The following is a 20,785-nucleotide window of genomic DNA, read 5'->3' as shown; positions in this document are numbered from 1 at the left end:
CAAAGCCAACGTATCAAATCGTTGGCTTGTTAAGGAAAAAAAGTGTTCGAAAACCACCAACTGGACGTCTTACCCCAACATCAACAAATAGTATATAAGCCACTGGCAGATAAAGCGTTGCTGCACGCTCAGCTTAACTGGCTGCTGTTTTATCTACCATTAACTGCAATATTAGGCGCTGTTTGCTTTTTTAATCAGGAGTTTGCAGCACTGGCACAAACGAGCTTACTGATTGGTTTACCAATTATTTTAGCTTTATCGCTAGCTTATAACGTTGTCAGTATGCGACTTAAAGGAATTGCTATGCGTGAGCATGATATAGCTTATCGCAAAGGCGTTATTTGGCAGCAGGTGACGATTTTACCTTTCTCACGAGTGCAGCACACAGAAATACATCGTGGCCCTTTGGAGCGAAAACTGGGCTTGGCTAGCTTGCGTTTGTATAGTGCTGGCGGAATGAGCGCCGATCTCAACATTAGTGGCTTAAGTCATGATGATTGTAAAAATATCCGTCAGTATATTCAAAAGTACACTGAAGCAAAACAAGTATCTAACAATACCAGCAATCAAGCCGGTGATAGTGTATTAGCTACTGATGAGTCGTTAAATGGATAATTTGAAATGGCAGCGTGTTTCGTCTTGGTCACTGGTTTATTTTATCGTGCATTTTGCTTTCCGATTTGTCAAAGACGGTGTATTTAACTTACTACCTATTATGGTTGTGTTTGTTACGCAAGTTGAAAATAAGTGGTTTTGGGGGCAAGTTGCATTAGCGGTAGCGATTATTAGCTTGTTAATTTATTCATTTTTTTACTATATTAATTTTCGCTTTTGCATTACTGATGAGCATGAAATATTACTTAATAAAGGGGTGTTTAAAAAAGAGCGTTTAACCTTGAACTTTTTGCGAGTGCAGAATGTTAATATTGCCGAACCGTTTTATTTTAAGCCTCTGGGTTTGGTTAACTGTATTTTTGATGCCGCTGGCAGCACTAGCCAAGAGGCTGTATTACCCGGGGTTACATCGCTATATGCAGAGCAAATGCGCGAGCGAGTATTGGCTTATAAAGAAACCCAACAACAAACTGCAGCTAAGCAGCAACCTGAAGATACACATACCAACGAACCACAACAATGTTTGGTGCTGAGCAATAAAGAAGTTGCAAAATTTGGCTTGATGTCGAATATGGCTATTTTGGCATTAGCAGCGCTTGCACCTTTTATGAATGTTGTGCTGGAGTTTTTAGAAAAAGCGGTGATCAATCGCCTAGAATCATTCTATCAGCAAGAAGTGGGCGTGTTGGTTGATGCTGCAGCACTCGCTGTGTTTTCAATACTTGTGCTTGTTGTGTTGGTTGCCGTTTTATTATCGGTATTAATGTCATTAATCCGCTTTTATAATTTTCAGCTTTACTTTCAGGCCGGAAAATTTAAACGCATTGCTGGATTATTAGAGCGTCATCAGTTGTCGGTGAGTCTTGATAAAGTACAATCTCTGCTGATTAAGCAAAACCTAATTGCACGACTACTTAAACGTTATACCGTGCAGTGCTTGCAAGCAACCAGCGGCGGCTTTAGCGCGGGCGCAAAGAGCAAACAAAGCTTAGTGATGCCAGTGCTTTCACTTGAGCAAGTAAAACAAGTTTGTCAGTGGGTACATCCTTGGCTTAATTTAACCAGTGATGATTTTAAAGCACTCAACTTTAAAGGTGTCGAAAAAGCGTTACTGATCAAAAATCTATGCTTTTATGCTTTGTTACCGAGCGCTTTAATTGCATTTATGGGCTATGCAGGACAAGGTTACAGCCCGGTATATGGCCTGCTTTGTGCTGTATTACTAAGTTCCTTGGTGTACTTATCATATCGACGATACGGTTATTATTTTTATCAATATCAAGGGCGATATTACGCAGTGTTTCGCAGTGGCATGATAAGTGTGCATTATCGAGTGTTTGAACTATATAAAGCGCAAAGCACGCGCGCAGTAAGCACTTATTTTATGCGAAAAAGTGGTTTGAAGAGCTTGTCTATACAACTCGCTGCGGGCACAGCGACTATGCCTTATATCAAAGCAGAGCAAGCCGATAAAATTATCGACTTTATTCTCTGCCAAGCTGAATCGGATCAACGAAGTTGGATGTAATTCACCGCTTTCAAGTTCTTAGGATGGTATTTTATTAGGCTATAAAGCGTAATAGCGGTAACTCACGTTTTCTTACATTTTTATGCTCTCTTTTTAGACTAAGTTATGACAATAATGGGTTTAAAATAAGAGATCAGGGAACATGATGAAAAAAACCTTACTCGCTACTTCGTTATTATTAGCCACACATACACAGGCCGCCGTGCAATGGCAAACTATTCATACCGAACACTTTAATGTTCATTACAGTCAAGAAAATGCAGATTGGGCACGCTCTGCGGCCAATGAATTAGAAATCGTCCGCAGCAAAGTGCTTGAGCAACAAAACCGTGCTTTAGATGAGGCGGTTGATGTGGTGGTGTTTGATCCACTCAATGCCGCTAATGGTTTTGCATTACCGGTTTCAAATAAGCCATTGATGGCGCTTTTTACTACACCACCGCAGTCAGATACAGTGATCTCAAATAATAGTGGTTGGCAGCAATTACTGGTACTGCACGAATATATTCATCTAGTGCATTTAGCACAACCTACCCGCAGTAAATGGCGTCAAGAGCTCAGGAATATTTGGGATTTATACGATATAACACACAGCGAGATGCCTCGCTGGGTGGCAGAGGGTTACGCAACATTACTTGAATCGAAAATGACGGGGCGTGGTCGGTTATTTGATAACTACAGCGAGGCGATTTTAATCGAATTTGCTCAGCAAGGTGCATTGCCCCGCTATGATCAGTTGAATAGTACAGATGGTGGCTTTATGGCTGGCTCTATGGCGTATTTAATGGGCGCCCGATTTTTAGCTTGGCTAGAGAAAAACTATTCAGAGCAAACCCTTGATGCTGTTTGGACGCGTATGCAAGGGGTTAAGCAACGCGAATTTGATGACGCATTCGAAGGGGTCTTTGGTGACTCTGCGAGTAAGTTGTATCGACGTTTTATTGCTGAGTATACCTATCAAGCAATGAGTAAAGAAAGAAGTGAACAGTCACTTACTAGTGAGCTTTGGTTGGCGTTAGATCACTATGCTAGTGGTCCTGCTTTATCACCAAATAGCGAGCAACTTGCAGTGGTGGAGCGTGATCAAGACGGCAAGACTCAGTTAAAACTCTACAGTACTGAGGATAACCTCAAAGCTGCAGAAGAGTTTAACCAAGAGCAACAAGAGCTACTCGCTGATGATCCTAAAGATGTTGCTGATAAACCACCCAAGGTGTTTCAACGTAAGCAAAAGCAAGTCTTGAATCAAATCAATCGTGCGGGTATTCAAAACCCACAATGGCTAAATGACGACGTGCTGTATTTTTCAGCCTACAGCAACGTAGATAATATTGATAATCAGCGTATATCAGATATATTTAGCTGGGATAGGCAAACCGGTGAAGTTACCAAACTAACTGATTTAGCTGGCCTGCGGCGCTTTAGTATTGCAGATAATGGGCAAACACTTTATGGAGAACAGGTTAAAGGAGGTTACTCAGAGTTAGTGCGAGTTGATTTACAAACCGGTCAAGCTCAACCATTATTCGAAAAAAGTCTAGCAACGGTTTACGATTATCCTGTAGTTAGCCCCAATCAACAGCAACTCGCCTTTCTTAAAACTGAGTTTAATCATAATTGGCAATTGTATATACAAGATCTTGATGGACAAAAATCATTTGCTGTACCAATGCCTAAGGGATATCAATACTTATCACAACCAAGTTGGAGTGCGGATGGCAAGCAGCTTTATTTTGTTGCAGGATTAGCTCAGGCAACGGATATCTACCGTTATGATTTAACTACACAACGTTTGTTCAAGTTGACTCAAGGTCAACAAGCGGTTGCTAATCCACTCGCATTATCTGACGGGGATTTACTGTATTTTTCAATCAGTAGTGATGGCCCTGATATTATGCAGCTACAGGTAAATAATAACGAAGAAGAAATCACCGATTTTGCAACTAACAGTATTGCGCCTTTGTTGCTTGTGAATGAGCACACCTTGCCAAAAGCTCAAGTATATCAACAACCCATTGGTGAGCAAACGCACTACGATATTTGGCAGCAAAAAGCCACTTTTGCGTTAGGTGAACAATATCATTCAGCCGCCGCGGCATTATTTTCAGCGAGTATTAAAGGCAGCGATTTACTCAAGCAATTAGATTGGCAGCTGGGCTACAGTGTTGATTTACATGACACTGCACTGCAAGGCATTTATGCCCAAGCACGCTACAGTGCGCTTGCAATCAAGTTTGACAGCCAGTTATTTTCTTATGATTTGAATGCTAGCAAGCAATATCAGCATGGCCTGTTGGCTGATCAGTCAGTGCAAGGCGGCTATATTGCTGCCAGCCTGCCGCTGAGTTTTGGAGAGTTTAAAGTACAGCCAGAACTGGCTTATAACTACTCAGAGATAGATGATGCAAATATCAAGCAAGAGCAGAGTTCACAGTGGCTTAGAGTCGGCTTGAAGCAATCTTGGAGCTATGACAGACAAGATTATGCCATTGGCCAAGCGATTGATGCGCATTGGTATAGTGGCGATAGCGACACACAGAATTGGCAGGGCTATGATGTTGCTGCGCAGCTATTTGGTAAAGCGTGGGCGATACCTATGTATGCAAATTATAGTCAGCAATATCGAGATAATATAGACCTCGTATTAGGTGGTTTTAGCTCTTCATTATTATCAAAGAATGTTCGTAGTGATTATGTATTTGCTCCTGAGTTACCGTTTTATAGTGCCGTTGGCAAGCGTTACCAAGGTTATGGTGGCGGTATTAGCTGGTCAGAAGGCATGCCATGGTTGTACTATCAACAGCATCAGATTGACCAACAGGTATACGGGCAAAGTTATGGTGTGAAATGGCAAGGCCCCTTTAGTTTTGGCTTAGGCCCTGCAGGCCTCAATGATGTGAAACTTGATTTTGGCCTAGTCAGAGTCGAAGGCGACAGCTTTGATGATGAGCTTAGAGGCTGGCTCGGGTTTTATTATTCGTTGTAAACGCTTACGCCTTGAGTCTTTTCACTCAAGGCGGTTATTGGTGACTTCTTATAGCGGCAAGCTTTGCCGCATAAATACTACGTTGTTGATGATCTCTTTCGAGATCCATAGCTTGTTTGAGTAATTTATGAGCGTCATTTAAATTACCTTGCTGATAACGGATTTTTGCAAGAGCTACATAGGGATCAGCCAAATAAGGTGCCTTGTTTATTGCTTCATCTATGTGTTTTTTAGCGCTCATTAAGCGCCCACTCAATGCTTCTGTTTCACCAAGAGCAATTAATTCATAAGGATCTTTTTCTTGAGCACCTAACAATGAATTAATTTGTTCAACTAACATTTCATTGCCAATATCTTCTGCGAGTACTTTGTAATTGCTTAGTAAGTTTAAACTTTGTAATTGCTGATCAAGCGCTGTTTGGTAAATTAATTGACTGGTTGTTTTATCGTTAATTCGACGATGTAATATAGCCGCAAGATTGAATAACTCAGCATCATTTGGGGCGTACTGATTAGCCTTAATTAACAAGCTATACACTTGATTATAATCACTTTCTAGTAAAGCATCAGCCGCTAAATTACTATAATATTTGGCAATGAGATCCTCATAACTAGCACTGCCAACATAAAAACTTCCTCGCGAAGGAAAATAGTCAATAAGTACTCCTGGTCGAATAAAAGTAATTTGATCGTCATCTTCAGTGAAAGGGCTATATAACTTAGTACGAAAATGGTTAGCAATAAATACCAGATTGCCTTCTTTGGCGTAAACAGGCTGGCTTGTCATTTCTTGAAAACCAGTTTCCAGATCAATTAAGTTTGCATAGGCTTGGGTTAATATTGCCAGACTTATACAGTTACCATGAGATAACTCGAGGGTTTGCTCTGCTGTGAGGGTATCGCCATGATAGCTAAAATTACTAAAGCTGCGTTCAATGTAGTTATAAAGAATAATATCGTCAGTTAAACCGTCTTGGCGTTGATTCTCGACATAAGATAGAAAGATCTTAGCTTCATCGTTGGGCAGTTGAAAAATAACTTGTTCTGAAGGGACTTGCTGTAACTCAAAGAGAGTGTGATTTAGTAAACTAGTTAGTGTTGGCGCAACCGTACTCTGCTGTTCTGTGCTTTTACAAGCTGTTAATAAACATATTAATAATAAAGAAAAGTAAAGTTTCATAGTTACCTCAGCGTTTAGATAAAGGTACGCTGAGGTAAAAATTTAATCAAGTATTAAATGCTGTCGCTGTTCGCCTTTGCTCGCGATTTCTTTGTGATTGTTTTTTACGGTTACGGCGGCTAAGCCACAAGTAAAAACCAGTGCCTGCAAGCCATACTGGGCTTAGGCCAATCACGCACCATAAGATTTTACTGAGTAAACCGGCAAAATAACCAAAGTGTAATTTTCTAAAGCTATCAATTACTTTCCAACCAATGCCGACTTCGCGAATATCCCAGTTAGCTATATGTTCACCGGTTTTTTTATCATAAGTAATGGTGTTGGCGTATTCGCTTGCCAGTGGATTGTTGCTATCAACTTCACCAAATAGCGTAATGTTTTCGTCAGGCTCCAGTGGCATAACTAAAAAAGTACCATTAAATGTCGGGATTTGTTTTTTGCTATCATCCAGAATGGCTTGAAAGTTAATGGTATCGCTATGTAAGTTTTTGGTGAGTATAAAATGCTGTTCTTCTGCGTGTTCGACTACTTCGTGATACCACACAGCCCAATTAAAGTAGCCGCCAGTGATCGCCAAAATTAAAATAATGGGTGAGCCAAGTACCCCTGTCATTTTATGAATATCGCTTAGTACAATTTGCAGCGTCGCCTTGAAGCGTACTGAAAATAAACGTTGCCAAAATTTACGATAAATTATTAAGCCTGTAACGGCGAGGATAAATAGAAAGATTGCAAAAAAGAACCCAAGGACGGTGCCTGTTTGACCAGGTAGAGTTTTTAAATCGTTTAGCAAAAATGTGTAATGCAGTTCTAAAAACCAATCTGTGAAGTAGTGACTAGTGCTAACTGGCTGCGAGAGTATTTCGCCAGAATATTGATTGATATGAAATTTATACCAAGTGTCGGTACCGCGTTCGATTAAATAAACCCGATCAGCAGTATCATCATTAAATATTTCCCAACTACCTACTACATAGCTAGGAAATTCATGCTCAGCAACCGCTATTAATTTATCAATGGGTTTGCGTTCTGCGTGACTATCAACGACAAAGTGACTATCTGGCATGAGTAAGCCATCAATTTCACTTTTAAACACTAATACGCTGCCAGTTAGACTGATCACAATAAGTGGAATCAAAGCACAAAGCGCAATCCAACTGTGTATTTTAAAAAGTGTTTTTCTCATAAGGCAAAGAGTCGTCAAAATTAATTTGTTGCATGATAACAATTATCAATGTTATTTCAATTCTATGCGATGAGATGTTTGCTTACTAACGGCAAAGTGTCAGTCGAAACATGGAAACTGTAAGGTTAACTTGCCGCAGGAGTAGTGAGTTTATTTTGTACAAATGGTTGCTTGTTTTTATAGGACCTTTACAATGCCGCGCCTTACATAAAGCATATAAAAACAGTGGTTTACACTGACTTATTGTTTTGTTTATAAGTTGCTAACTTATTAATCAATTACTAACGAACGAGGTCTACTTTGGCGCATTACCTGCCTATTTTATCATCATTTATTTTAGTGTTTAGCTTTTTACCATTACTAAATAAAATTCGTAAAAACCGCAGTGTATCGGGGTTGTCATTATTAATGATGACCTTTGGGGTGGCGCAAAGTATTTATTTTATTGCATTTAATCTCTTTTTTGAACGTTACTACATGGTACTACCGTTTGTGGTGACCGGGTGTTTAAGTGGCTTAATCTTGTATTATTTTGCTCGATATAACGCCAAAACTAGAGAGCGAACTCAGTTGGCCGCTATGTTAGGTTTTTCACTATTACCGTTTTTACTGCTAGTAAACCCACAGCTAGAGACTGCTAATGTACTTACTTGGCTTACTTTTGTTGGCTTAATAATGAGTTCGGTGCGAGTCATGCCGCAAACCTATAAAACGCTGCGCAGCGGAGATATAAGCAACTTAAGTGCTCGTTATTTTAGCTTACAGTTTATTGCTGGTGTGTGTGGTTTATTTGCAGAATTAGCGATGGCAGCACCAAGTACTTCGCATCTTTTAACATTTGTGATGATCTTACTGACTAATGCCGCGCAACTTGGTTGTATTCAATATTATAAAATGCGCCCTGCAATAATATAGAATTGTTTGTTTTAAAAACAAGCGATTCCAAAGTTACTGTTTTTATGGCAAATTACCTTATCGAGATAAAAGGGATAAGGTATGAATTGGAATCAACTAGGTTACTTATGTCGATTATTTTCGCCATTAAGTAACCTTACTCCTGCACAGAAAAAGCAACTAAGTAGTGCCGAGCATTTACGGGTTTATAAAGCTGGGCAGCACAGTAGTCAATTAGCTACAAAATTATCAGCACAGCTTATTGATAACCGTTGTGAACACGAGCAGCAAAGACTTGCGTTATGTTATGAACAATTACCAAATGCAATTAGTACTAACGGCTTTAAATACGCGAGCAGATTAAGCTATCTGGTATTTATTTTTACTGCTTTTATTATCATTAGTCTGATTTATCAGGTTTTTGTTATACCTTCCTTTTCAGCTGTATTGAGTGACTATCATGCTCAATTAAATAACTCGCTTAGTGATGTGGCACAATTTTGGTATATATTTGTATCTCTACAAGGAATGCTTCTTTCATTAATTTTGCTCAGTGTTATACGCCTAAGCCAAATAGGCAATCTACTAAAAGCAGAACCATCATCAAGTTGTATCGATTTTATTATCCCCAAAAAAATTCGCCAGCAACACAGCGAGCTAATTGTAATACTTGAATTTCCTGTAAACGGGGCAAGTGAAAGTATTAGTTTCCCCGAGGTTGAGCATTTACAAAGTTGTCAGTTACATGGCTTAGATATTAGTAAAGAATTTGTGCTTTTAATAAAGCAAAAGCTGGCGGTGTTTAATCAAGATGCTAAAAGGTATTTGAATAAACTCATTACTATTTTCACGATTACTTTAGTTATTGCGATTGCATTATTTTTGAAAGAGGCTTATCGGCCTATCTTCGCATTGGGAGAGATCATATGAAAAATAAAGGATTTACCCTAATTGAGCTAATGGTTGTGATTGCTATCATAGGCATTCTAGCTTCTGTGGCATTGCCACAATACAGTAAATATATACAGCGCAGTGAGCTTGTAGACCCCTTAGCAATGGCTGCCGTTATACGAGAAGATGTAACGACTTTTTATTTAGAGCAAGGACGATTTCCATCAAACAATGAGGAAGCCGGTATACCTGCGAGTAAGTTTTTAATTGGCAATCGAGTAACTGGTATTGTCGTTGATGTTGGGGCTATTCATATTAGCCTTGGTAATAAAGCGTCAGTGCCTTTGCAGGGGACGATATTAACATTTCGGCCAGCTGTGGTCACGGGTAGTCCGGGTAGCCCTATAGCTTGGTTATGTGGCTACGATCAGCCAGTCGCAGGTATGCAAGCAATGGGTGAAAATAAAACCACCGTACCCAAAGATATTTTGCCGTCATCGTGTAAAGAACTTAAATATTAAAATATTATAGGTAAATGAATGCAACTGACTATCCATCAAGTAGACGCTTTTACTAACGAATTATTTAAAGGCAACTATGCAGCGGTTATTGATTTAGATAATTGGCTTGATAATGAGCTGATGCTAAACATTGGCGCAGAAAATAACGTATCCGAAACCGCGTTTACTTGTCGTCAAGCTGATGGCAGCTACGCTATCCGTTGGTTTTCACCATTAATGGAAATAGACTTTTGCGGACATGCTACACTCGCTGCGGCATTTGTGTTGTGCGAACAGCACAATATATCGCAAATTCGTTTTCAAGCTGCTGCAGTCGGTGAGTTAGTTATTAATAAAAATAGCGATGGCAGCTTTGCCATGACTTTTCCAAAACAAACTCCTTTTGTTACAACAGAAATACCCTCTGAGCTATTTGCTGGCTTGTCTATACAACCCGTTAAGGTGTTGAAAAACCAACAAGCTTACTTTGCTATTTATGATAGTGAGCAAGATGTGCTAGATCTTAAAACAGACTCTGCGCTGCTTAAAACATTGTTTCCGCTAGATGTAGTTGCAACCGCACCAAGCGCAAAATACGACTTTATTTCACGTTATTTTTGGCCTGCTAATGGCGGTGATGAAGATTACGTTACCGGCTCAATTCATACCGGTCTTGCGCCTTATTGGGCTAAAGAGTTAGGTAAAACCTCGTTAAGTGCTTATCAAGCTTCTAGCCGTGGCGGACATCTGCATTGTGAAGTTGCTGCGCACACAATTACTGTAACTGGCCATGCTGTGCGCTATATGCAGGGCACCATATATTTATAATGACTATTTAATTGCTACCTTGCGGTAGTTTAATGGTGATTTGCGCGCCATGCGCTGTGTTAGCTAACTGCAGGGGCACTAATTAGGCGCTCATAGCGTGATGCATATTGACCATACACAGGCGTCATAATATCAATATCACCTTGTTGGACGGTCACCACATTGAGCGTACTCGCATTTAGCTGCGGCACAGCAGGTTGCACCGCAAAATAGCTGATGCTTGCTAGCAGTATGAGTGCGGCAACAATGAGGGCTATTTTAACTTTGTTTAGTTTTGTGGTTTTCTCAATATTAATATTCATAATCTACAAATCTACAAATCTACGAGGTTGATAGTGTAGTTAATGAAAGTTTGATGCCAGAAATAAATAATGTTTATTTTCAGTTGGTTAAATTTTTATATGGTGATTCTAAAGTGATAGCTGTTCGATATTGAACACGCAGGTGTTCGGTTTTGAAAATAACAGCAGCCGCAGGAGATAGATTTATTATCCGAAGCTCAGGTTATTTAAATAAGGACTTTGAATCTTTTTGATACGGTTTTGTAACAGTTCCTTACAAATGTCACGTTAATGTTTCATTCAGCTCTGTTATTATGGCTTTAGTAAAATATTTAGGGGACTGATTATGCGAACAACGATATTGAAATGGACACTTCCATTTGTCGCGCTTGGCTTAGGAATTGTTGGCTTTGTGGGAATTAATGCGATTGCCCAAGAGCCAGAAAAAAAAGAAATAGTCGACACTCGGCCGGTTGTAAAAGTTGAGCCTGTAGCTGCCAACGATCATCAAGTGATTATTAATAGCTATGGCGAAGTTAAGCCACTTGAAAGCACGCGTTTATCAGCGCAGGTGTCGGGTGAGGTTGTTAGTTGGCATCCTCACTTTGTTGCTGGTGGTATTGTTGCTCGTGGCGAAACCTTATTTACTATTGAGAAAGATAACTATGAAGCGGCGCTATTACAAGCCCAAGCTGAACTTGCTCAAGCAAAATCACAGTTAATCGAAGAGCAAGCACAAGCACAAGTTGCGGCGGATGAAGTAAAGCGCTTTCCTGGTAAAGAGCGTACTGCATTGTTTTTACGTGAGCCACAAGTGCTTAGCGCGCAAGCATCGGTTAAGTCAGCGCAAGCACGATTAAAGCGTGCGCAACGTGATTTAGATAATTGCGAAGTAACAGCTCCTTATGATGCACTGGTTGTAAGTCGCGATATTGGTGTAGGCCAGTATATAAATATGGGCACACAAATCGGTGAGTTAAATAATATTGAAACAGCCGAAGTGATTATTCCGATCGCTGGCTTTGACAGTGTGTTTTTACCTGAGCGAGTTAAAGGAATTACTGCAACGGTAATAAAAACCGGTTTACATGGGTTTACGCGTCAAGCTGTGGTTGATCGTGATTTAGGTATTGTTGATAGTGCTACTCGTATGAGTAGCTTAGTTGTTCGTATAGATGACCCGTATGGGTTAGTTAATAAACAGCAGGCAATTAAATATGGCAGTTATGTACAAGTCAATTTTGCTGGCACTATGCTTAATAATATCTATCGCTTACCGCAAGAACTGGTGAATAACCAAATGGTATGGATTGTTAATGATGAGCAGCAACTTGAGCCACGTAAAGTGAAAGTGATCCGCGAAGAGGGCGAGTTCTTTTATATTAGTGATGGCTTAGAGGCTGATGATCAATTAGTTATTACCTTACCTGAGTATCCGCAAAAAGGCATGGCAGTGAAAATCGCTGGTGTGCAGGATGTTAAAAAAGTTGATGCACTCGATAGTGCAACCACTGAAAAACTATAAAGGGTAGACTGCGTTATGAGTAACACTGAACTACCAAATACACCAGACTCAACGGTTGAAAAGCAGACCGGTATTATTGCCTACTTTGCTAATAACTCTGTAGCGGCTAATTTAATGATGGTTTTCATTATAGTAATGGGGATCATTAGTTTTTTAACTATCCAACGACAAATGTTCCCGAACATTGAAATTAATTACATTACAATTAATGCGAATTACCCTGGCGCTTCACCGCAAGAGATGGAAGAAAGTATCCTCGTTAAGATTGAAGAATCTTTAAAAGATATTACCGAAATTAAAAAAGGTGTATATCGCGCATTTCGTAATGGCGGCAGCGCCCAGTTAGAAATCAATACTGATGCAGAGCTCACCGATGTACTGGATAAAATTAAGTTGCGGGTTGATGGTATCGCTACTTTCCCCGCAGGCATGGAGCCGGTCACCATAAGTCAAATAGAGTTTCGCCAAGATGTAATAGGCATGACATTAGTTGCCGACCTACCACTGAATGAGCTCAAACCGATAGCTAACCGCATTGAAGATGAGCTATTACAGCTATCAAATGTATCACTGGTGGTCAATGATGTACCACTGGATGAAATTGCCATTGAGATTGAACCAGACACACTACGTCGTTACAACTTAACCTTAAGCGAAGTCGCTGATGCTGTTCGTCGTTATTCAGCCAACTTTTCAGCAGGACAATTAAAAACCGATGCTGGGGTTATTTCTGTTCGAGTTGAAAACCAACTGTATTCAGGTGAGGAGTTTCGCCAAATACCAGTAAAAATTGGTGATAACGGCGCTAAAGTTTTACTGCAAGATATTGCAATTATTAAGGACCAATTCACCGAAGGCGAACGTTACTTTAAGTTCAATGGTGAAAATGCCGTTTATTTATCAGTAAAAGCGACGGAAGAGCAAAGTATTATTCCTGTTGCGGATTCAGTTAAAGCGTTTATTGATCAAAAAAATAAAGACTTACCGCCGGGTGTCCGCTTAGAGCCATTAATGGATATGACCTATTACTTAAATGCTCGCTTAGATATGATGGTAAATAACCTGATCCAAGGTGCAATTTTAGTCGCTATTATGCTTTCTTTGTTCTTGCGCTTTAAGCTTGCGCTATGGGTAATGATTGGCTTGCCGGTATGTTTTTTAGGCGCCATGATGATGATGCCGTTGTTTGGTGTAACCATTAATATCTTGTCATTATTTGCCTTTATTATGGTGCTAGGGATTGTGGTGGATGACGCCATTGTCATCGGAGAAAGTGCCTACACCGAAATAGAGAAAAAAGGCGGTGGAGTTGTTAATGTCGTTAATGGCGCTAAAAAAGTCGCAACTCCTGCAACCTTTGGGGTGTTAACCACAGTTGCGGTATTTGCGCCATTTACGTTATCGACAGGCCCTGAAAGTGCATTCTTTTTTGGGATCGCAGTCGTGGTTATGTTGTGTTTAATATTCAGCTTAATAGAATCAAAGCTTATTCTACCTGCACATATTGCCCATACTAACTTCCCGCCAATTAAGCCAGATAGCTGGCGAGCACGTTTTAATAAACGCTTTTTTGGTTTTGTAAATGGACCATATCGACGTTTTATAGTGTGTTGTGTAGAGTGGCGTTGGGCGGTACTGTTCTCGTTTATTTCATTACTGATCGTCACTTTTGCCTTGATTGCATCAAACAATGTGCGTACTGGTTTTATGCCGAAGATCCCGCATGACTATCCGCAGATCAACTTAGAGATGAATGATAATGTCTCTGATATACAAACCATTGAAGCAATTCGTGAAATCGAAGCTATGGTGATTGCCGTTGATAAAGAGACAGAGCGGGAATATGGTCAAAAACTAATTAGAGATGTACTCGTGTTTAACCAAGGTCGTACTGAAGCGCAAATACTTGCACCATTAGTTGAAGAGGATTTACGTCCTTATAACGCGTTTGAACTTTCTCGTCGTTGGCGTGAAGCGATGCCAACCATTGCTGGTGTTAAGTCGCTTATTATTTATGACGATGTGAATGCTCAAGGTGGTGGTGATGGTGAGTTTGGTTACTTATTATATGGCTCAGATATCGACACTTTAAATGATGCTGGGCGTCGTTTTATTCAATTATTGCAACAACAAGACGGTTTGTTTGATATTAGCTCGACTATTGACCCTGCCAGCAAAGAAGTGCAAATGAGTTTAAAACCTGTGGCTTATGACCTCGGTTTAGACTTAGCCTCAATAGCAAACCAAGTTGGTGCAAGTTTTTACGGTGGTGAAGCACAGCGTGTTATTCGCCGTGGTGAAGAAGTGCGGGTGATGGTACGTTATCCAAAACTAACCCGCGAAGCGTTTTCATCGCTCAAGCATGCAGTTATCACCACACCGCAAGGTAAAGAAGTGTTACTTGGTGATGTGGTCGAGCTGACTGAAAAACCGGGCATTAGCTATATTCGCCGTGAAGGTGGTTATCGTACTGTGTATGTTTATGGCAATATCGATGAAGAAGTGATCGAGCCAAATGAAGTAATTACACAAGTAAAAGACAAGCTATTACCTCAACTAAAAGAAGAGTTCCCAAGCGTTAAATCAGAGCTTGGCGGTGCTATTGAAGAGCAGCAATCACAAGCAAATCAGCAAAAAATGTTCTTTTTTGGTGGCATGATTTTAGTATATATCTTGTTGGCTGTACCTTTGAAAAGCTATGCGCAACCTTTGATTGTAATGTCGGTGATCCCGTTTAGTTTGACGGGGGCTGTATGGGGGCATTATTGGTTTGGCTTAGATCTAACCTTAATGTCGGGCTTTGGTATCATTGCCGCAGCGGGTGTAGTTATTAATGATTCGCTGGTTATGACCGACTTTGTTAACCAAGCTCGCCGTGAAGGTATCGCTATCAAAGATGCGGTGATAGAGGCCGGTTGTGCTCGTTTTAGACCTATATTGCTGACATCTATTACTACATTTGCGGGCGTATTGCCGATTATGTTTGAAACCAGCTTACAGGCTAAATTTGTAATACCTATGGCTGTAGCGCTTGGATTTGCAGTAATGTTTGCAACCTTAATCACGTTAATATTAGTGCCGTGTTTGTACATCATAATGAGTGATGTAGGTAAGGTGTTTAAAGCTTTATTTAATGAAATTATGCTCTTATTTAAAAGTAAACAAGGGCCGCAGTTAGATCGTTAGTTTCAATTTGTTACTACGAACTTTAAAAGCCAATACGTAATGTATTGGCTTTTTTATTTTTATATACCTAAGTATTGCTTTTTATTGGCGGTTACATTCTTTAGTTTGATCTTTGAGCTATGTCACATTATACTCACGCTGTTTTGGCAAACTAATCGAAAGGTTAGGACGCAAAGTTTCCGGTCTAAGGTTTTAGTGTGCTAAAACTAAGATAGCGGGGCCGTTGCACAGGGTAATATTAGCCTCACTGTGTGTCATCAGCCCTACAATATAGTTAAAAAGTATTTCTTTTATCCAATAAATACTGGATAGTACCTATTAGATGTTCTTAAGGTGTTGCTTTGTTTATGCATACGTCATTGGCCTGTGGAAATTGGATGCCAATAGGTTGTCTAAATCATCATACCCAATTATTTGTGGGTGATATGGTGACAGTGACTTTTTATGACACGCAAGGAGAGCTAGTCGATTTATCATTTCAATATGAAATTATCACCGAAGAACAAGGTGAGCCACATAATTGGCCGCGTTTTGTCGCGGAATATATTAATACCCATATACCACTAGTTGAAGCAGGAAGAATGACTGAGCAAGGTTTAGTGGTAGCTTATCGTTCAAACCAGATTTATGCACTTGAAGGCTGCGGGATTACTCGTGCGGAATTAACTTTTCAATGTATTGCTAAATGTGATGATTACCAAGCCGTTAAGCCTGCATATGACTATATCTACCCTGAAAAATGCAGTGTTTATAATGCGGGTGTAAAAGTGTTACAGCCAAAAACAGGCTTAATTTATAAATGCAAACCTTGGCCTTTCAGCCAGTTTTGCAATGTGAAAGAAGAAAATAATCCACTTTATGAGCCCGGTGTGGGACAAAGTTGGGATTTAGCCTGGCAGCAAGTTTCCCCTTAATGCTATTTAGCATTTTTCGGCCCACTCATTGAGTGGGCTTTTTTATGCACTTTTGAAAATTATGTTAAACTCCAGCCATCGAAATTTTTTATTGGTTTTTCTGTGGCTCTATCAAACTTATCGTTGTCTTCACTTCCTAATGCTCCTGTTGCACGTAAACAGCCGCACACGTTAACAACACACCAAAAAATACGCATTGATGATTATTATTGGATGCGTGATGACGAACGTACAGAGCCAGCGATGCTGGCACATTTAGCCGCTGAAAATGACTATTGTGAACAGCAATTAGCACCTATTCAGTCTTTTCAGAAGCAACTGTTCGAAGAACTAAAAGGGCGTATTGTTAAAGACGATAATACTTTTCCCGTTAAAGATGGCCAGTATTGGTATCACTCTGAAGTACGTGGCGATGATGAATATTCTCGCCATTACCGTAGTCGTCAGATGGATGCCGCAGATAAGCAGCTACTGTTAGATGTAAATATACTTGCAGAAGGTTTTGAATTTTATGAATTAGGCGAGGTGGCAATTAGTCCTAATGAACAATTGTTGGCTTACTCTGAAGATACCGATGGCCGTCGTATCTATACCGTAAAGTTTAAAGTTATTGATAACGATGATTTACTTGAAGATGTATTAGAAAACACCGAAGGGCAAATCGTTTGGGCAAACGACAATAAAACGGTTTTTTACGTAAAGAAAGACCTTAAAACGTTATTAGGTTATCAAGTTTATCGCCATGTATTAGGTACTAAGCAAGCGCACGATGTATTGGTATATGAAGAGCAAGATCGAAGCTTTTTTATGGGGCTTGGTAAAAGCCGTGATGAGGGGCTGATCATTATTGATTTAGCCACTACAGAAACGAACGATACTTGGGTGCTAGATGCTGATCAGCCGCAAGGAGTGTTTACTCAGTTACTGCCACGCGAAGAAGGGCATGAGTTTGATGTTGATAAACTCGGCGATACGTTTTATATCGTGACCAATTGGCAAGCTAAAAACTTTCGTTTAATGACGGCTAATACAAGTACCATTGCAGATAAAACACAGTGGCTTGAGCATACCCCTCATCGTGATAGCGTTTTATTAGAAGGCGTAGAGCTGTTTGACGATTTCTTGGTGCTTACTGAGCGCGAGCAAGGACAAACACGCTTTGTGGTCATTAATAAGCAACAGCAGCGTATGACCTTAGAATTTGATGATCCTTGTTATTATGCTGCCATTGCAATGAATCCTGAGCATGATACGTACGTAGCTCGTATTTATTACTCAAGCCTCACCACGCCAGGTTCATTATTTGAAGTAGACTTAAATAATGGTGATAAAACTTTATTAAAACAACAGCAAGTATTAGGCAGTTTTGATCCGCAAAACTATGCCTCTGAAAGATTAATGGTAACAGCGCGTGATGGTATTAAAGTGCCCGTGTCGCTGGTTTATCGTAAAGATAGTTTTGCTAAAAATGGCACTAATCCACTGTTTCAATATGGTTATGGGGCGTATGGCATAACCATTGATCCGAGCTTTTCGAGTACCTCATTAAGCTTACTCGATCGTGGTTTTGTGTATGCTATAGCACATGTTCGTGGTAGTGAGATGTTGGGCCGTGATTGGTACGAGCAAGGCAAAAAACAGCATAAGCAAAATAGCTTTAACGACTTTATTGATGTAACCAAAGTATTGGTTGAGCAAGGTTATGGTGCGCAAGATAAAGTGTTTGCTTCAGGCGGTAGTGCCGGTGGCTTACTAATGGGAGCGGTTGTTAACCAAGCGCCAGCGCTTTATTTAGGAATTGGCTGCCATGTGCCATTTTTAGATGTGCTAACCACCATGCTGGATGAGTCAATACCTCTAACTACCAATGAATACGATGAATGGGGTAATCCAAATGACCCTGCCTATTATGATGTGATTGCTCAGTATTCACCGTATGACAATATTACCGCACAGGCATACCCACATATTTTAGTGACTACCGGTTTGCATGATTCACAAGTGCAATATTGGGAGCCGATGAAGTGGGTGGCTAAAATGCGTGAATATAAAACTGACGATAATATTTTGGTGTTTAAAACCGATATGGATGCCGGTCACGGCGGAGCATCAGGGCGTTTTAAAAGCTTGGAAGAAAAAGCATTAGAGATGGCTTTCTTTATCAGTTTGGCTGATTAAGTGTGATTTTCTATTCAATTGAGTTTCACTATGTTTGGAGGTACTTATATGTTTAATGTACATGGGCGCTGGGAATACTCAATTGAATCACCAACAATATATATCAAAGTGATTGGATGTTTTAATCGAGAAGGTATACAGGCTTTTACCAAGGATGTATTTGCTGATTTAGCAAAGTTGCCGCCTCAATCCATTGAATATGCGGTGATTAACTTAGCTTAGTTTGAATTAGCGATCGCAGATAGCTTGGCGGTTGCAACTGAATACTTTCATGGTGTTAAAGCGCGCGGTTATAAACGTGTTGTTTATATTCAAGCAAGTGCTGTAGCCAAAAGTTTGCTGGAACATATCTGGCGGGGTAGCGATATGGATATACAATTTTACGATGATATTCCAGGTTACTTAGCTAAGCACCCGGAACATCTATATATTAAAACCTGGTTATGATTAATTTAAATAAGCTTTAAGCATCCACACTAGCTTCTCTTGCTCAGTTATATAATCACTCATCAATGAAGCCGTACCTTCATCTTGTGCATCACTTGCTTGCTCTAAAATATCGCGCTGCATTTTAATTAGCGTGCTGTAACCAGCGAGTAAGTTTTCGACTGCAGCGACACCATCACTGATATTTTTTGCTTCTTTAATTTTGCTGATCTCTAAGTAATCAGAAAATGCATGCAGTGGTGCGCCATCAAGCGTTAAAATACGCTCAGCGACTTCATCTACTTTTAAAAGTAATAGGTTATAAATTTCTTCAAACTTGACGTGTAGTTCAAAAAAGTTGCGACCTTTAATATTCCAATGAAAACCGCGGGCATTCATATATTGAATTTGATAACTACTTAGCAGGGTATTGAGTGACTTGACGATATCTTCACTTTTCGCGCTGTTAAGACCAATTGCGTTTACCTGTGACATAACTTCTCCTTAATAAACTGATAAGATGTTTTCTAAACACTGAAGCAAGTATCAGCCATTTTTAGTAATCTGTAAAATGGTTAAAATCGATAACCTTAATAGATTTTACCTATTAACCAACCTGCTGTAGTAATTAATTTGTTCGTACAATAGAGATGGGCTCCAATCTTTAAAAAACCACCCTAAAAATCAAAATAACCGCAAATCGCTTAATAAAAGCACAATAAGATGATCTAAAACAAGCTTTTATAGCAAGCTATTACATGGCGAGTGGTTATTTGATTTAGGTCAAAATTAACGTTTTTAGTCGGCGCATAATCAACACAGATAAATTTGATGGAGAGATAACATGCAGGCTAAAACACAAAAAGAAAGTAAAATGGAATTAGTTGTTATTGGTATAGCGTTGATTGCATTTGTAGTTGGCTTAGTCGGCCATTTAGCAGGAGCAAGCTTTGCTAACTTTGATACCTTTGGTTATATCGCAGCGCCAACACCACTGATCTTAGCAATCATCGCATTTGTTGCCTATAAAGTGGCTGCTAGTGCAGAAGATTAAACCAGCAACTCAACAATATAATTCATCACTTGGCGTGAGTAGATCATACTGGTGTGACTTAAATGAAACACTTTATGTTCTGCCATGCCTTTGAGTTTGGTTTCATCAATTAATACCGTACCATCTGATTGACTACCTTTGGCAATTAGCGGCATGAGGCCGATCGGTAAATCGCCAGCAATACTATAAAGCTTGGCATTAAATGGCCAATCACCATTTTCGGTCAGTAAAAACTCCACACTGTTTTTTAAAAATACATCAAAGCCTTTTTGCTGCATTCTGCGGGCTATATGGCTGCCTTTATGCGGTGTGCCTAAAGTAATAACTTTTGTTACGTTTTGGCTTTGCTCTGAATTTGCAGCAAGGTATGCGCGCGCCACCAGTCCGCCCATTGAATGACAAACAAGGGCCGTATTTTTATCATTAATAAAATTATCAATCTGTTTAAAAATAGCGGCGCGATCGGGAGACAATGTATTGTAAGAGAGGTTGAGAATATCCAACCCAGACTTTTCGAGCTGAGAGCATAAAGGGCGCATTACAAAGCCAGACATATACAATCCGTGTAATACCACAACGCGTTTAACAGTCATACACCCTCTTAATCTATTGA

Annotated in this window: 19 protein-coding genes and 1 riboswitch; of the genes, 14 read left to right on the top strand and 5 right to left on the bottom strand. The window is 39.9% G+C overall.

All coding sequences use genetic code 11. The features are described 5' to 3' along the window. Positions 1–42: 42 nt before the first annotated feature. From H5201_RS00685 to H5201_RS00675, 3 genes are all read left to right on the top strand, one after another. A complete protein-coding gene (locus H5201_RS00685) occupies positions 43–615 on the top strand; it encodes a PH domain-containing protein (protein WP_182739466.1) in 573 nt (190 codons plus the stop codon). Next, a complete protein-coding gene (locus tag H5201_RS00680; RefSeq protein WP_182730692.1) occupies positions 608–2,143 on the top strand; it encodes a PH domain-containing protein in 1,536 nt (511 codons plus the stop codon). Before H5201_RS00685 ends, H5201_RS00680 begins: the two co-directional genes overlap by 8 nt. A 145-nt stretch (positions 2,144–2,288) precedes the next feature. Then, on the top strand, positions 2,289–5,129 hold the full coding sequence (locus tag H5201_RS00675; protein ID WP_182783484.1) for a PD40 domain-containing protein: 2,841 nt from the start codon (positions 2,289–2,291) through the stop codon (positions 5,127–5,129). A gap of 34 nt (positions 5,130–5,163) precedes the next feature. Here the strand turns inward: H5201_RS00675 and H5201_RS00670 are convergent, their stop codons facing one another. Next, positions 5,164–6,309 carry a lipopolysaccharide assembly protein LapB gene (locus tag H5201_RS00670; RefSeq protein ID WP_182730693.1) on the bottom strand — a complete coding sequence of 382 codons (1,146 nt, stop codon included), beginning with the start codon at positions 6,307–6,309 and terminating at the stop codon, positions 5,164–5,166. A 46-nt stretch (positions 6,310–6,355) separates the two neighbouring features. After that, the gene (locus tag H5201_RS00665; RefSeq protein ID WP_182783472.1) at positions 6,356–7,495 is read right to left on the bottom strand and encodes a PepSY domain-containing protein; all 1,140 of its coding nucleotides are present in this window, start codon (positions 7,493–7,495) and stop codon (positions 6,356–6,358) included. 300 nt (positions 7,496–7,795) lie between these two features. On the opposite strand from H5201_RS00665, the gene H5201_RS00660 reads away from it, so the two are divergent. The 4 genes from H5201_RS00660 (at position 7,796) to H5201_RS00645 (ending at position 10,608) form a co-directional block, all read left to right on the top strand. Next, entirely contained in the window at positions 7,796–8,410 is a 615-nt protein-coding gene (locus tag H5201_RS00660; protein ID WP_149982258.1) for a PQ-loop repeat-containing protein, read from the top strand. Between the two features lie 81 nt (positions 8,411–8,491). Continuing rightward, a complete protein-coding gene (locus H5201_RS00655; protein ID WP_182767416.1) occupies positions 8,492–9,319 on the top strand; it encodes a hypothetical protein in 828 nt (275 codons plus the stop codon). Next, positions 9,316–9,801, top strand: a complete 486-nt coding sequence (locus tag H5201_RS00650; RefSeq protein WP_182717523.1) for a pilin — start codon at positions 9,316–9,318, stop codon at positions 9,799–9,801. The genes H5201_RS00655 and H5201_RS00650 overlap by 4 nt, the downstream gene beginning before the upstream one ends. A gap of 18 nt (positions 9,802–9,819) precedes the next feature. Next, a complete protein-coding gene (locus tag H5201_RS00645; RefSeq protein ID WP_182783471.1) occupies positions 9,820–10,608 on the top strand; it encodes a PhzF family phenazine biosynthesis protein in 789 nt (262 codons plus the stop codon). Positions 10,609–10,667: 59 nt separating this feature from the next. On the opposite strand, the gene H5201_RS00640 is transcribed toward H5201_RS00645, so the two are convergent. Continuing rightward, on the bottom strand, positions 10,668–10,910 hold the full coding sequence (locus tag H5201_RS00640; RefSeq protein ID WP_182717521.1) for a hypothetical protein: 243 nt from the start codon (positions 10,908–10,910) through the stop codon (positions 10,668–10,670). Between the two features lie 325 nt (positions 10,911–11,235). On the opposite strand from H5201_RS00640, the gene H5201_RS00635 reads away from it, so the two are divergent. The 6 genes from H5201_RS00635 to H5201_RS00610 all read left to right on the top strand — a co-directional run bounded on the left by H5201_RS00635 (position 11,236) and on the right by H5201_RS00610 (position 19,139). Next, entirely contained in the window at positions 11,236–12,414 is a 1,179-nt protein-coding gene (locus H5201_RS00635) for an efflux RND transporter periplasmic adaptor subunit (protein ID WP_149982253.1), read from the top strand. Between the two features lie 15 nt (positions 12,415–12,429). Continuing rightward, complete coding sequence (locus tag H5201_RS00630; RefSeq protein ID WP_182783468.1) at positions 12,430–15,600, top strand: efflux RND transporter permease subunit; 3,171 nt, start codon at positions 12,430–12,432, stop codon at positions 15,598–15,600. Positions 15,601–15,735: 135 nt separating this feature from the next. Further along, positions 15,736–15,828, top strand: a riboswitch (cyclic di-GMP riboswitch). Between the two features lie 119 nt (positions 15,829–15,947). Then, a complete protein-coding gene (locus H5201_RS00625; protein WP_182761804.1) occupies positions 15,948–16,514 on the top strand; it encodes a chitin-binding protein in 567 nt (188 codons plus the stop codon). Positions 16,515–16,616: 102 nt separating this feature from the next. After that, a complete protein-coding gene (locus tag H5201_RS00620; protein WP_182739461.1) occupies positions 16,617–18,692 on the top strand; it encodes a S9 family peptidase in 2,076 nt (691 codons plus the stop codon). Between the two features lie 48 nt (positions 18,693–18,740). After that, positions 18,741–18,914, top strand: coding sequence for a hypothetical protein (locus tag H5201_RS00615; RefSeq protein ID WP_182717519.1), 174 nt, complete (start codon positions 18,741–18,743; stop codon positions 18,912–18,914). 24 nt (positions 18,915–18,938) lie between these two features. Continuing rightward, positions 18,939–19,139: a hypothetical protein gene (locus H5201_RS00610; RefSeq protein WP_182717518.1), complete on the top strand. Its 201-nt coding sequence runs from the start codon at positions 18,939–18,941 to the stop codon at positions 19,137–19,139. On the opposite strand, the gene H5201_RS00605 is transcribed toward H5201_RS00610, so the two are convergent. Continuing rightward, positions 19,140–19,613: a Dps family protein gene (locus H5201_RS00605; protein WP_182717517.1), complete on the bottom strand. Its 474-nt coding sequence runs from the start codon at positions 19,611–19,613 to the stop codon at positions 19,140–19,142. 349 nt (positions 19,614–19,962) lie between these two features. Between H5201_RS00605 and H5201_RS00600 the strand changes: the two genes are divergently transcribed. Beyond that, positions 19,963–20,172 (top strand): hypothetical protein, encoded by a 210-nt coding sequence (locus H5201_RS00600; protein ID WP_149982248.1) that lies wholly within the window; start codon positions 19,963–19,965, stop codon positions 20,170–20,172. On the opposite strand, the gene H5201_RS00595 is transcribed toward H5201_RS00600, so the two are convergent. Further along, complete coding sequence (locus tag H5201_RS00595; RefSeq protein WP_145240252.1) at positions 20,169–20,765, bottom strand: alpha/beta hydrolase; 597 nt, start codon at positions 20,763–20,765, stop codon at positions 20,169–20,171. The two genes, H5201_RS00600 and H5201_RS00595, sit on opposite strands and share 4 nt — an antisense overlap. Between the last annotated feature and the right edge of the window lie 20 nt (positions 20,766–20,785).

It is taken from the genome of Pseudoalteromonas sp. SG43-6 (assembly GCF_014164365.1).
Lineage (GTDB): Bacteria > Pseudomonadota > Gammaproteobacteria > Enterobacterales > Alteromonadaceae > Pseudoalteromonas > Pseudoalteromonas rhizosphaerae.
This window is presented reverse-complemented; position numbering and strand designations above follow the sequence as displayed.